General features: G+C 53.2%; 10 protein-coding genes, 2 tRNA genes and 2 rRNA genes. 7 read left to right on the top strand and 7 right to left on the bottom strand.

Going from position 1 to position 14,000, the window contains the following annotated elements; genetic code table 11:
- Positions 1-30 precede the first annotated feature (30 nt).
- From trpC to rpe, 6 genes are all read right to left on the bottom strand, one after another.
- Complete coding sequence (trpC, locus tag IEV29_RS08160; protein WP_188380702.1) at positions 31-831, bottom strand: indole-3-glycerol phosphate synthase TrpC; 801 nt, start codon at positions 829-831, stop codon at positions 31-33.
- Positions 832-867: 36 nt separating this feature from the next.
- A complete protein-coding gene (gene trpD / locus IEV29_RS08155; protein ID WP_188380701.1) occupies positions 868-1,902 on the bottom strand; it encodes an anthranilate phosphoribosyltransferase in 1,035 nt (344 codons plus the stop codon).
- A gap of 15 nt (positions 1,903-1,917) precedes the next feature.
- Entirely contained in the window at positions 1,918-2,481 is a 564-nt protein-coding gene (locus tag IEV29_RS08150) for an aminodeoxychorismate/anthranilate synthase component II (protein ID WP_188380700.1), read from the bottom strand.
- Positions 2,482-3,978, bottom strand: coding sequence for an anthranilate synthase component I (gene trpE / locus IEV29_RS08145; RefSeq protein WP_188380699.1), 1,497 nt, complete (start codon positions 3,976-3,978; stop codon positions 2,482-2,484).
- 228 nt (positions 3,979-4,206) lie between these two features.
- A complete protein-coding gene (locus tag IEV29_RS08140; protein ID WP_188380698.1) occupies positions 4,207-4,896 on the bottom strand; it encodes a phosphoglycolate phosphatase in 690 nt (229 codons plus the stop codon).
- 5 nt (positions 4,897-4,901) lie between these two features.
- Entirely contained in the window at positions 4,902-5,570 is a 669-nt protein-coding gene (gene rpe, locus IEV29_RS08135) for a ribulose-phosphate 3-epimerase (RefSeq protein ID WP_188380697.1), read from the bottom strand.
- Between the two features lie 178 nt (positions 5,571-5,748).
- Between rpe and apaG the strand changes: the two genes are divergently transcribed.
- Entirely contained in the window at positions 5,749-6,123 is a 375-nt protein-coding gene (apaG, locus tag IEV29_RS08130) for a Co2+/Mg2+ efflux facilitator ApaG/CorD (RefSeq protein ID WP_188380696.1), read from the top strand.
- Here apaG and IEV29_RS08125 read toward each other — a convergent pair.
- Entirely contained in the window at positions 6,120-6,269 is a 150-nt protein-coding gene (locus tag IEV29_RS08125; protein WP_188380695.1) for a hypothetical protein, read from the bottom strand. The genes apaG and IEV29_RS08125 overlap by 4 nt on opposite strands.
- Positions 6,270-6,282: 13 nt before the next feature.
- Between IEV29_RS08125 and mltA the strand changes: the two genes are divergently transcribed.
- The 6 genes from mltA (at position 6,283) to IEV29_RS08095 (ending at position 13,993) form a co-directional block, all read left to right on the top strand.
- Positions 6,283-7,503, top strand: a complete 1,221-nt coding sequence (gene mltA, locus IEV29_RS08120) for a murein transglycosylase A (RefSeq protein ID WP_188380694.1) — start codon at positions 6,283-6,285, stop codon at positions 7,501-7,503.
- A gap of 46 nt (positions 7,504-7,549) precedes the next feature.
- Entirely contained in the window at positions 7,550-8,326 is a 777-nt protein-coding gene (locus tag IEV29_RS08115) for an enoyl-CoA hydratase (protein WP_188380693.1), read from the top strand.
- Positions 8,327-8,987: 661 nt separating this feature from the next.
- Positions 8,988-10,524, top strand: a 16S ribosomal RNA gene (locus IEV29_RS08110).
- A 128-nt stretch (positions 10,525-10,652) separates the two neighbouring features.
- Positions 10,653-10,729, top strand: a tRNA-Ile gene (locus IEV29_RS08105).
- A 22-nt stretch (positions 10,730-10,751) separates the two neighbouring features.
- Positions 10,752-10,827 (top strand) — tRNA-Ala (locus tag IEV29_RS08100).
- A 288-nt stretch (positions 10,828-11,115) separates the two neighbouring features.
- Positions 11,116-13,993: ribosomal RNA gene (locus tag IEV29_RS08095) — 23S ribosomal RNA — on the top strand.
- The 16S and 23S rRNA genes sit together here with 2 tRNA genes alongside, the layout of an rRNA operon.
- The last annotated feature ends 7 nt before the right edge of the window (positions 13,994-14,000 follow it).

Below are 14,000 nucleotides of genomic sequence, written 5' to 3'. Positions count from 1 at the left end.
CCGCATCGGTTGATGCGGCTTTTTTAGTGCTTATTGAAAAAGACGACTCAATTCCAGCCCCGGATCGGGCGCACGCATGAAGGCTTCGCCGACCAGGAAAGCATGGACATCGGCATCGCGCATTCTCTTCACATCATCTGCACCAAGGATGCCGGATTCGGTTACCACGAGTTTGTCAGGTGAAATGCGTGGCAATAAATCAAGCGTGGTTTGTAGCGAAGTTTCAAACGTGCGCAGATTGCGATTGTTGATGCCAAGCAGCGCTGTCTTCAGACGTAGTGCGGCATTCAATTCATCGGCATCGTGCACTTCCACCAGTACGTTCATGCCAAGATCATGCGCGCAGGCTTCCAGTTCCGCCATCAAACCGTGATCGAGCGCCGCCACGATCAACAGGATGCAGTCGGCACCCCACGAGCGCGCTTCATACACCTGATAGGGATCGACGATAAAGTCCTTGCGTAGCACGGGTAACGCACATGCGGCGCGCGCCTGCTTCAGATAGTCCGGTGCACCCTGGAAGAATTGCACATCGGTCAGCACGGACAAACAGGCTGCACCGTGTTGCGCATAGCTTTGCGCAATCGCTGCAGGTTGAAAGTCTGGGCGCAGCACGCCTTTCGATGGCGAAGCTTTCTTCACTTCGGCAATCACGGCTGCGTGGCCGGCGGCAATCTTGGTGCGCATGCTGGCCTCAAAGCCACGCAGTGATGCGCGCGCGTCCTTGTCGGATTCGACTTCGTCACGCAGGCTGGCAAGGCTGCGATACTTTTTTGCGGCAGCGACTTCTTCTGCTTTGACGTCGAGAATCTTGTTGAGAATATCGGACATGATGTTTTTCTGAATTCCTGTAATTGCAACGGCGACTTACGCCTTGCCAAGTTCTTGTGTCACCCGCACGAACTGTTCGAGTTTGGCGCGTGCTGCGCCCGATGCCATGACGGTGCGTGCCTTTTGCATGCCATCTGCGATCGAGGTCGCAACGCCAGCTGCATACAAGGCGGTGCCGGCATTGAGGACGACGATATCGCGTGCAGCGCCATCGATGTTGTCCAGTGCTTCAAAAATCTTCGCTTTTGATTCAATGGCGTCGGCCACTTTCAGATTGCGGCTCGCAGTCATCTGCAGACCGAAATCTTCCGGATGAATCTCGTACTCGCGAATCTCGCCGTTGATCAGCTCGCCAACCATGGTGGCTGCACCGAGTGAGACTTCATCCATATTGTCGCGGCCCCAGACAACGACCGCATGTTGCGCGCCAAGACGTTGCAACACACGCACCTGAATGCCGACCAGATCAGGATGAAAAACGCCCATCAGAATATTGGGCGCACCTGCCGGATTGGTCAGTGGTCCGAGGATGTTGAAGATCGTACGTACACCCAGCTCACGGCGAACCGGCGCAGCGTGCTTCATTGCAGCGTGATGATTCGGCGCAAACATGAAGCCGATGCCGGTTTGACGAATCGATTCTGCAACCAATGCAGGTCGCAGATTGATATTCGCGCCAAGCGATTCCAGCACGTCAGCACTGCCCGAAGACGACGACACGCTGCGACCGCCATGCTTGGCAACGCGCGCACCGGCGGCAGCCGCAACAAACATCGATGCGGTGGAAATGTTGAAGGTATGCGCGCCGTCACCGCCGGTGCCGACGATATCGAGCAGCCCGTTTGTATCTTCCAGCGGGACCTTGGTTGAGAACTCGCGCATGACTTGTGCCGCTGCTGCGATCTCGCCAATGCTCTCCTTCTTGACCCGCAAGCCCATCGTCAACGCTGCAATCATGACAGGCGACATGTCGCCGCTCATGATCTTGCGGAACAGGTGCAACATCTCGTCGTGAAAGATTTCGCGATGTTCGATGCAACGTAACAGAGCTTCTTGTTCGGTAATGGCCATGGCGACGCTTTCTAATTAACGAACAAGAAAGTTCTTCAGCAGCGCATGACCATGCTCGGACAGAATCGATTCCGGATGGAACTGCACGCCTTCGATATCAAATTCCTTGTGGCGCACGCCCATGATTTCGCCATCGGCGGTCCATGCCGTCACTTCCAGACAATCCGGCAAGGACGCACGTTCGATCGCCAGTGAGTGATAACGAATCACGGTGTAGGGCGATGGCAGATCCTTGAAGACGCCCACGCCCGTGTGTTCGATCGGCGATGTCTTGCCGTGCATGACTTGTTGCGCACGCACGACCTTGCCACCGAATGCTGCACCAATCGCCTGATGACCGAGGCACACGCCGAGAATCGGTAGCTTGCCCGCAAAATGTTTAAGTACTGGAATCGAAACGCCGGCTTCATGCGGTGTGCATGGGCCGGGCGAAATGCAGATGCGTTCCGGCTTCAGCGCTTCGATTTCTTCCAGGGTGATTTCATCGTTACGGACGGTGTGGACGTCTTCGCCCAACTCGCCAAAATACTGCACGAGGTTGTAGGTAAAGGAGTCGTAGTTATCGAGCATCAGCAACATTTAGATCTCCCCGTCCAAACCGTCTTGTACCTGTTCTGCAGCGCGCAGCACAGCGCGCGCCTTATTCTCTGTTTCCTGCCATTCCATCTCTGGTACCGAGTCGGCCACGATGCCGGCAGCGGCTTGCACGTAAAGCATGCCATCCTCGATCACACCGGTGCGGATCGCAATCGCCAGATCCATTTCGCCGCCAAATGACAGATAGCCACAGGCGCCGCCGTAAATGCCGCGTTTGGTTGGCTCAAGTTCATCGATGATTTCCATGGCACGTACCTTCGGCGCGCCGGACAGCGTGCCGGCAGGGAAGGTGGCTTTCAGCACATCCAGATTCGACAGACCGTCTTTCAGCGTGCCTTCGACGTTGGACACGATGTGCTGCACGTGCGAATACTTTTCGATCACCAGCTTGTCGGTCACCTTGACACTCCCGGTCTCAGCAATACGACCGATGTCGTTGCGTGCAAGGTCGATCAGCATGACGTGCTCGGCGATCTCTTTCGGATCGGTCAATAGTTCGGTTGCCAGCGCGGCGTCCTTCTCCGGCGTGTCGCCGCGTGGACGCGTGCCGGCCAAGGGGCGGATCGTGACTTTCTTCTTGCCACTGGCCAGCGTTTCGTTGCGAACCAAAATTTCCGGCGAAGCGCCGACAATGTGCATGTTGCCGAAATTGTAGAAATACATATACGGCGACGGATTCAGCGAACGCAGCGCGCGGTACAGCGTCAGCGGCGCGTCGGTGTAGGGTTTCTTGATGCGCTGACCGATCTGGACTTGCATCAGATCGCCGGCCATCACGTATTCCTTGGCGCGCGCCACAGCAGCCAGATAATCCTGCTTGTCGAACTCGCGAATCGTTTCGGTACGTGTTGATGCGCTCGTGACTGGCGCTTCGACGGCCTGGCGAAGCGAGGAACGCAGATCTTTCAGGCGTTGGCGGCCATGTGCAAATGCGTCCGGCTGCGCAGGATCGACATATACGATCAAATACAGTTTGCCGGACAGGTTATCGATGACCGCCAATTCTTCGGTCAGCAGCAACTGAATTTCAGGCAGACCCAGATCGTCCTTGGGCGCACTGTTCGCCAGTCGCTTTTCTACATGGCGCACTGCATCGTAACCAAAGTAACCGGCCAGGCCGCCGCAGAAACGCGGCATGCCAGGCAGGATCGCGACCTTGTAACGTGCCTGATAGTCCGCGATGAAATCGAGCGGATTGCCGTCAAATGTCTCGACAACTTTGTCATCGCGCACAATTTCGACGCGATTGCCGACGCTGCGCATGAGGGTATTCGCGGGCAAGCCGATAAAAGAGTAGCGGCCAAAGCGTTCGCCGCCGACTACCGATTCCAGCAGGAAGGAGTTCTTGCCGCCGTTACGGGTTTGCGCGAGTTTGAGATAGAGCGAGAGCGGGGTTTCCAGATCGGCAAAGGCTTCAGCGATCAGCGGAATGCGGTTGTAGCCTTGCGCGGCCAGCGAGTTGAATTCGGTTTCAGTCATGATTTTCTCCGACCGCTATTGTAGACGAGCGGTTTGGTCCGTTCAGTTTTGTGTGCGGATGCTGCAAAAAACGTTGCTGATCGTTCAATAATTGCGCTTTTGTTCAATAAGCGCAGCCGATCAGCGGCAAGTGGTGATTAGCACCAGAATTGCCAGCGTCGCCATAGCCAGGCCTCATGCGTGCCGGGTGTTGCGAAACGTTTTTTGTCGGGAGAAGACATGGATGTTTCAGTTTGATAGAAGATGTGCTGCATCGAGCAGCGAGGAAACTATACCATCGCTGTCAACATCCTGTATAGCGTGGCCGTGGTTATAACCATACGGCACGGTCAGCACGCGGCAACCGGCGGCACGTGCCGCCTGCGAGTCATTGATTGAATCGCCAATCGCTACGACTTCAAAGGGCTCCAGCGCAAAATCTGCGCAGACTTGCAGCATCTGCATCGGATCAGGCTTCTTGCGCGAGAAAGAGTCACCGCCGTAGACGACCTCAAAATAATCGCGCAGACCGGTTTTATAGAGTAACGGGATGGTGAAGTCCATCGGCTTATTGGTCACACAGGCCAGACGCAACCCTTGTTCCCGCATGGCTTGCAAACCTTCATGGACACCCGGATAAGGGCTGGCATATTCTCCGTTTGCGTCCTGATAATGCAGATTAAAGAGCTGCATGGCCGCGCCAAAGCGTGCAGCGACCAGGTCTTCCGGCTGGTCGATAAGCAGAGACGAACGCACCAGATTTTCCGCACCTTTGCCAACAAAGCTGATAACGGTATCCAATTCAAGTGCAGGAAGTGCCAGATCACGCCGCATGCGATTAATCGCAATGTGCAAATCCTGCGCGGTGTGCAGCATGGTGCCATCGAGGTCGACGATGACACCACGAATATTGCTGAATCCCGCGGGGGGCGTGTACATGGACACTATGAAACCTTTGCCAGTTCGCTGCGCATGGAGTCGATCACAGCCTTGTAGTCCGGCTTGCCGAAAATGGCCGAGCCGGCGACAAAGGTATCGGCGCCAGCTTGTGCTGCAGCAGCGATATTGTCGATTTTGATGCCGCCATCGACTTCCAGCATGATGTCGCGACCGGATTCGTCGATCAGTTTGCGAACGGCGGCGATCTTTTTCAATGTATGCGGAATGAACGACTGGCCGCCGAAACCGGGATTGACGGACATCAGCAGGATGATGTCCAGCTTGTCCATCACATGCTCCAGATAATGCAGCGGCGTGCCCGGATTGAACACCAGCCCAGCCTTGCAGCCGTTGTCGCGAATCAGTTGCAGGCTGCGGTCGATGTGTTCGGACGCTTCCGGATGGAAGGTGATGATGTTGGCGCCAGCCTTGGCAAAGTCCGGGATGATGCGATCGACGGGTTTGACCATCAGATGCACATCAATCGGTACTTGTACATGTGGGCGAATTGCTTCGCAAACCAGCGGGCCCACCGTCAGATTTGGAACGTAATGATTATCCATGACGTCGAAGTGAATGATATCGGCGCCGGCGGCAACGACATTGCGGACTTCTTCGCCCAGACGAGCAAAATCGGCGGACAGGATGCTGGGAGCAATGCGATAGGTAGGCATGATGGTGATTCTGAATGGGAAGCCGTTATTTTACCTTGCCGTGCTGACGGCTTGCTTGCGGCTGCTTGCATGGTGTGTCGATTTCGTGTGCAATGAGCGTCGTTGTCAAATCTGTATCGCTCTGTGGATTTTTACGGCTTCCGTTCGGCATTGAATGGGTAGTCAATCAAGGAATGACATGTCGTCTTACGAATTTACCGTTACCGTGCAAACGCAGTATTTAGAAGAGCAATCAGACCCTGCGCGCTCTCATTATGTGTTTGCCTATGCGATCACGATCAAGAATACGGGAGGTATCGCAGCGCAACTGATTTCGCGACACTGGGTGATCACGGATGCCAACAACCATACAGAAGAGGTCCGGGGGCTGGGCGTTGTCGGCAATCAGCCCTTGCTGCAACCGGGTGAGCAATTCGAATACACCAGCGGGACGTCAATGGCCACGCCGCAAGGGTCGATGCGCGGCGAGTACTTCTGCGTCGCAGAGGACGGGCACCGTTTTGAGGTGCCGATACCTGAATTTATCTTATCGCTACCGCGTACGCTGCATTAATAGTGCGTGTCGGTTTTATCCTTTTCCGGCGGTCGTTGTTCCCGTTTTGGTGGATGTGTTGGTTTTCGACCGGCAAACATGGTCCACCAGACAATAAAGATCAACAGAAACAGCGCAATTCCCGCTTCAACAAATAACAGCCACATTGAGTCGCTCCTTATGTCCTTTATCCGTCGTAGTTTACTTGCTTCGTGTTTGTTGACACTGGCTGCATGTTCAACCGTTTCGCGTGGTCCTGCGCCTGCTGTCGAGCCGGGGAGTCGTCCAGAGCAGCCGACGACAGCGCCAACCGTAGAAAAACCATCCGATGCGCCGGTGCCGATTGATCGCCCGCGTACCGTGATCAGTTCAGCGCTACAGCCATCGACGTTTGCCCGCTTGCCGGGCTGGTCGGCAGATGCACAAAGCGAGGCATGGGGTGCATTTATGTCCTCGTGTACCGTTCTGACACGTCGGCCAGACTGGCGTAAATCCTGTGACGCGGCAAAACGGGTGAACGGCAAGGATGATGTGGCGGTTCGTGCGTTCTTCGAAACGAACTTTACGCCTTACCAAGTCAATAATGCCGACGGGTCGCAAACCGGCATGGTGACAGGATATTACGAACCCTTGCTGCGTGGTGCGCGCAAGCAAGGCGGTGTTTATCAAACGCCATTGCATCGCGCACCGGATGACTTGCTCACGATTGATTTCACCAGCATCTATCCAGACCTGAAAGGACAGAATCTGCGTGGCAAACTGGTTGGCAAAAAAGTGGTTGCCTATCCGTCGCGCGCGGAGTTGATGCGTACCAAGGCTCTGGCCGGGCGGGAAATTGTCTGGGTAGATGATGCGATCGAGGCATTCTTTCTGCAGGTCCAAGGATCCGGGCGTATCGAGTTGCCGCATGGCGAAGTCATTCGTGTGGCTTACGCAGACCAGAATGGTCAGCCGTATAAATCGATCGGTAAATATCTGATCGATAAGGGCGAGTTGACGATGGATCAGGCTTCCATGCAAGGCATCAAGGCTTGGGTGGCGGCCAATCCGGCGCGGCAGGAAGAATTGTTGAATGCCAATCCGCGCTACATCTTCTTTAGTGAAGAGAGAATCACCGATCCTTCGGTGGGGCCGAAAGGTGCGATGGGTTTGCCGCTGACGCCGCAGCGTTCAATTGCGGTTGATCCTGCATTTATTCCGCTTGGTGCGCCGGTGTTTCTGTCGACAACACAGCCAAATAGCAAAACGCCATTACAGCGCTTGATGGTGGCGCAGGATACGGGTAGTGCAATCAAGAATCCGGTGCGTGCCGACTTCTTTTGGGGGTTTGGGGCGCAGGCCGGTGAAATGGCCGGACGTATGAAGCAACGTGGCAGCATGTGGGTTCTGCTGCCTAAGTAACCAAAGCGACGCGGCGGGAGTGAGATTCTCGTCGCAGGAGAGAATTGTGGAATACGAAAATATTCTGGTCGAGCAGCGCGGCAAGGTAGTCATTGTGACCTTGCATCGCCCTGCGGTGTTGAACGCCTTGAATGATCAGCTGATGGATGAGCTGGGGCACGCCTTGCTGAAGTTTGATACGGATGAGGGCGTGTCCTGCATCATGTTGACGGGGAGCGAGAAGGCGTTTGCCGCTGGCGCGGATATTGGTGTGATGGCCGGTTATTCCTATATGGATGTATATAAAAGCGATTTCATCACGCGGAATTGGGAGCATATCCGCAATGTGAGAAAGCCGGTAATCGCTGCCGTTGCAGGTTATGCCTTGGGAGGCGGGTGTGAGTTGGCGATGATGTGTGATTTCATCATCGCTGCTGAAACGGCAAAGTTTGGTCAGCCTGAAATCAAGTTGGGGATCATTCCTGGTGCTGGCGGAACACAGCGTTTGCCGCGGGCAATTTCCAAAGCCAAGGCGATGGATATGTGTTTGACGGCGCGCATGATGGATGCGCAAGAGGCAGAGCGTGCTGGTTTGGTGTCGCGCGTGGTGCCAGCGGAAAAACTGATGGAAGAGGCAATGGCAGCGGCGGATTCGATCGCTGCGATGTCGCTGCCGGCAGTATTGATGGCAAAGGAAGCGGTCAATCGCGCCTATGAAACGACGCTTAGCGAAGGGCTATTGTTTGAGCGCAGATTGTTTCATGGCACCTTTGCGACAGAGGATCAGAAAGAGGGCATGCAAGCTTTTCTGGAAAAGCGCCCTTCGGTTTTCAAGAATCGGTAACCGAGCAAATCGCAAGACGAATTCGCACTAAGAGCAAACGATCAGGCCCGCGCAAGCGGGCTTTATCGTTTGTGGTGCGTCGGTCTTGCTGTGGTGCTTGCGTGTTCCGTTTGCTCGAATTTCTCTGTAGATAGGTCGCTTGTGGCGTTGTTGTTTTGATGCGTCTTAAAATATTTTGTATATTTTGTTGAGAGGGTGTTGCCAAGTTCAGAAAAGGTTTGCTATAGTTCGCCTCCCGTTGCAAGACGGGCTGCAAAACGAAGTGATTTCTGAGAGGGAAGAGGCTGGTTTTGTGGGGAGAAGTGGTTGAGGTTTTGGTGGTAAGGTCAGCGTCGTTTTGAATCGAATTTAAAACGAAATCTTTTAAAAAAGATGTTGACGACGACAGAAACTTCCTACATAATCTCGTTTCTCTGCTGCTGACGAACAAAACGATTCGCAGCGACGCAAACGGCGAAAGCTGAAGCGAAGCAGACAAGGTTCTTTAAAAATTAACAGCCGATAAGTGTGGGCGTTTAATGGAAGTGCGGCAGCGCAAGCTGTTAGAACTTTAAATATTAAATGCTCACAAAAAATATAGGTAAGAAATTATCTGTCAGTATTTTGAGTGAGTGACCGGTTCAGAAATGGACCATGTCGGAAACGACATAAAACAGAGATTGAACTGAAGAGTTTGATCCTGGCTCAGATTGAACGCTGGCGGCATGCCTTACACATGCAAGTCGAACGGCAGCACGGGAGCTTGCTCCTGGTGGCGAGTGGCGAACGGGTGAGTAATATATCGGAACGTGCCCAGTAGTGGGGGATAGCCCGGCGAAAGCCGGATTAATACCGCATACGATCTACGGATGAAAGCGGGGGATCGCAAGACCTCGCGCTATTGGAGCGGCCGATATCTGATTAGCTAGTTGGTGAGGTAAAGGCTCACCAAGGCTACGATCAGTAGCTGGTCTGAGAGGACGACCAGCCACACTGGAACTGAGACACGGTCCAGACTCCTACGGGAGGCAGCAGTGGGGAATTTTGGACAATGGGGGAAACCCTGATCCAGCAATGCCGCGTGAGTGAAGAAGGCCTTCGGGTTGTAAAGCTCTTTTGTCAGGGAAGAAACGGTAGAGGCTAATATCCTTTGCTAATGACGGTACCTGAAGAATAAGCACCGGCTAACTACGTGCCAGCAGCCGCGGTAATACGTAGGGTGCGAGCGTTAATCGGAATTACTGGGCGTAAAGCGTGCGCAGGCGGTTGTGCAAGACAGATGTGAAATCCCCGGGCTTAACCTGGGAATTGCATTTGTGACTGCACGGCTAGAGTGTGTCAGAGGGGGGTAGAATTCCACGTGTAGCAGTGAAATGCGTAGAGATGTGGAGGAATACCGATGGCGAAGGCAGCCCCCTGGGATAACACTGACGCTCATGCACGAAAGCGTGGGGAGCAAACAGGATTAGATACCCTGGTAGTCCACGCCCTAAACGATGTCTACTAGTTGTCGGGTCTTAATTGACTTGGTAACGCAGCTAACGCGTGAAGTAGACCGCCTGGGGAGTACGGTCGCAAGATTAAAACTCAAAGGAATTGACGGGGACCCGCACAAGCGGTGGATGATGTGGATTAATTCGATGCAACGCGAAAAACCTTACCTACCCTTGACATGGCAGGAATCCTGAAGAGATTTGGGAGTGCTCGAAAGAGAACCTGCGCACAGGTGCTGCATGGCTGTCGTCAGCTCGTGTCGTGAGATGTTGGGTTAAGTCCCGCAACGAGCGCAACCCTTGTCATTAGTTGCTACATTTAGTTGAGCACTCTAATGAGACTGCCGGTGACAAACCGGAGGAAGGTGGGGATGACGTCAAGTCCTCATGGCCCTTATGGGTAGGGCTTCACACGTCATACAATGGTACATACAGAGGGCCGCCAACCCGCGAGGGGGAGCTAATCCCAGAAAGTGTATCGTAGTCCGGATTGTAGTCTGCAACTCGACTACATGAAGTTGGAATCGCTAGTAATCGCGGATCAGCATGTCGCGGTGAATACGTTCCCGGGTCTTGTACACACCGCCCGTCACACCATGGGAGCGGGTTTCACCAGAAGTGGGTAGCCTAACCGCAAGGAGGGCGCTCACCACGGTGGGATTCGTGACTGGGGTGAAGTCGTAACAAGGTAGCCGTATCGGAAGGTGCGGCTGGATCACCTCCTTTCTAGAGTCAGCATGAAAGTTAAGCGTCCACACTTATCGAGCTGTTAAGCAAAAGAAGAACAGTGAATGTCGGCAGTGTGCAGGCAAAGCAGTGAAGTCTGTGCAATGCTGGTTGGTACTGATCCGAACGGGTCTGTAGCTCAGTTGGTTAGAGCACCGTGTTGATAACGCGGGGGTCGTTGGTTCGAGCCCAACCAGACCCACCAAGAATTATGTTGTACCGGATTTGGGGGTTTAGCTCAGCTGGGAGAGCACCTGCTTTGCAAGCAGGGGGTCGTCGGTTCGATCCCGTCAACCTCCACCAAGACGTCAAACCTAAGTCGATCAAGTCATTGATTGGATTTAGGTTTGATCGTTTAACGATCATTGGCTGTTTTTGTTCTTTAACAATTTGGAAGAAGTAAAGATTATTTATTGGTGTCGACCAATGATGTGAAAGCATTGTTGAGAGACGCTGATGGGTAGTGATTGTATCAATCAAATGTATTATCGAAGTGATCTTAGCAATTAGAAGACTTACTTTGGCAATACGGCAAACGCTTAACTCAGAATATCTCTATGACGTCTCTGGCAACAGAGGTCAACGTTATAGGGACAAGTGAATAAGTGCACATGGTGGATGCCTTGGCGATTACAGGCGACGAAGGACGTAGTAGCTTGCGATAAGCTGCGGGGAGCTAGCAAACAAGCTTTGATCCGCAGATTTCCGAATGGGGAAACCCGGCCTTTTAGGTCATCACTCACTGAATACATAGGTGTGTGAAGCGAACGCGGCGAACTGAAACATCTAAGTAGCTGCAGGAAAAGAAATCAACCGAGATTCCCAAAGTAGTGGCGAGCGAAATGGGAACAGCCTGCAAGATTTAGCAGTATTGATAGTGGAATGCTCTGGAAAGTGCAGCCATAGAGGGTGATAGCCCCTTACATGAAATCAGTATTGTGGAACTAAGCTTGCGACAAGTAGGGCGGGACACGTGAAATCCTGTCTGAACATGGGGGGACCATCCTCCAAGGTTAAATACTCGTAATCGACCGATAGTGAACCAGTACCGTGAGGGAAAGGCGAAAAGAACCCCGGGAGGGGAGTGAAATAGAACCTGAAACCGTGTGCATACAAACAGTAGGAGCCTCCTTGTGGGGTGACTGCGTACCTTTTGTATAATGGGTCAGCGACTTACATTCAGTGGCAAGGTTAACCGCATAGGGAAGCCGTAGAGAAATCGAGTCCGAATAGGGCGTTCAGTCGCTGGGTGTAGACCCGAAACCAGATGATCTACTCATGGCCAGGTTGAAGGTGCGGTAACACGCACTGGAGGACCGAACCCACTAATGTTGAAAAATTAGGGGATGAGCTGTGGGTAGGGGTGAAAGGCTAAACAAATCTGGAAATAGCTGGTTCTCTCCGAAAACTATTTAGGTAGTGCCTCAAGTATCACCATCGGGGGTAGAGCACTGTTATGGCTAGGGGGTCATCGCGACTTACCAAACCATTGCAAACTCCGAATACCGATGAGTGCGAGCTTGGGAGACAGACGTCGGGTGCTAACGTCCGGCGTCAAGAGGGAAACAACCCAGACCGCCAGCTAAGGTCCCAAAGATTGGCTAAGTGGAAAACGAAGTGGGAAGGCTAAAACAGTCAGGAGGTTGGCTTAGAAGCAGCCATCCTTTAAAGAAAGCGTAATAGCTCACTGATCGAGTCGTCCTGCGCGGAAGATGTAACGGGGCTAAGCCAGTCACCGAAGCTGCGGATATGTACTTTGTACATATGGTAGGAGAGCGTTCTGTAAGCCTGCGAAGGTGTCTTGTAAAGGATGCTGGAGGTATCAGAAGTGCGAATGCTGACATGAGTAGCGATAATGGGGGTGAAAAGCCCCCACGCCGTAAGCCCAAGGTTTCCTGTTCAACGTTCATCGGAGCAGGGTGAGTCGGCCCCTAAGGCGAGGCAGAGATGCGTAGCTGATGGGAAGCAGGTTAATATTCCTGCACCGTCGTTAGATGCGATGGGGGGACGGATCGCGGAAGGTTGTCCGGGTGTTGGATGTCCCGGTTTGTGCATCGAAGAAGGCTGTTAGGCAAATCCGGCAGCGTAATTCAAGGGTGTGCGACGAGTGGCCTTGTGCCGCGAAGCAATCGGAAGTGGTTCCAAGAAAAGCCTCTAAGCTTCAGTCTAACGAGACCGTACCGCAAACCGACACAGGTGGGCGAGATGAGTATTCTAAGGCGCTTGAGAGAACTCGGGAGAAGGAACTCGGCAAATTGGTACCGTAACTTCGGGATAAGGTACGCCTTTGTAGTTTGACTAGCCTGCGCTAGAAGGACGAAGAGGTTGCAAAAAATTGGTGGCTGCGACTGTTTAATAAAAACACAGCACTCTGCAAACACGAAAGTGGACGTATAGGGTGTGACTCCTGCCCGGTGCTGGAAGATTAAATGATGGGGTGCAAGCTCTTGATTGAAGTCCCAGTAAACGGCGGCCGTAACTATAACGGTCCTAAGGTAGCGAAATTCCTTGTCGGGTAAGTTCCGACCTGCACGAATGGAGTAACGATGGCCACACTGTCTCCTCCCGAGACTCAGCGAAGTTGAAGTGTTTGTGATGATGCAATCTACCCGCGGCTAGACGGAAAGACCCCATGAACCTTTACTGTAGCTTTGCATTGGACTTTGAACCAATCTGTGTAGGATAGGTGGGAGGCTTTGAAGCGGGGACGCCAGTTCTCGTGGAGCCATCCTTGAAATACCACCCTGGTTTGTTTGAGGTTCTAACCTTGGTCCGTTATCCGGATCGGGGACAGTGCATGGTAGGCAGTTTGACTGGGGCGGTCTCCTCCCAAAGTGTAACGGAGGAGTTCGAAGGTACGCTAGGTACGGTCGGACATCGTGCTAATAGTGCAATGGCATAAGCGTGCTTAACTGCGAGACTGACAAGTCGAGCAGGTACGAAAGTAGGACATAGTGATCCGGTGGTTCTGTATGGAAGGGCCATCGCTCAACGGATAAAAGGTACTCTGGGGATAACAGGCTGATTCCTCCCAAGAGTTCATATCGACGGGGGAGTTTGGCACCTCGATGTCGGCTCATCACATCCTGGGGCTGTAGCCGGTCCCAAGGGTATGGCTGTTCGCCATTTAAAGTGGTACGTGAGCTGGGTTTAAAACGTCGTGAGACAGTTTGGTCCCTATCTGCCGTGGGCGTTGGAAATTTGAAGGGGGCTGCTCCTAGTACGAGAGGACCGGAGTGGACGAACCTCTGGTGTACCGGTTGTCACGCCAGTGGCATTGCCGGGTAGCTAAGTTCGGAAGAGATAACCGCTGAAAGCATCTAAGCGGGAAACTTGCCTTAAGATGAGATTTCCCGGAGCCTTGAGCTCCTTGAAGGGTCGTTCGAGACCAGGACGTTGATAGGTCAGGTGTGGAAGTGCAGTAATGCATTAAGCTAACTGATACTAATTGCCCGTAAGGCTTGTCCCTATAACAT

This window comes from Oxalicibacterium faecigallinarum, assembly GCF_014635705.1.
In the GTDB taxonomy this organism is placed as follows: Bacteria; Pseudomonadota; Gammaproteobacteria; order Burkholderiales; family Burkholderiaceae_D; genus Oxalicibacterium; species Oxalicibacterium faecigallinarum.
Note: the sequence above shows the minus strand (reverse complement) of the source record. Positions and strands in the feature narration are given on the sequence as shown.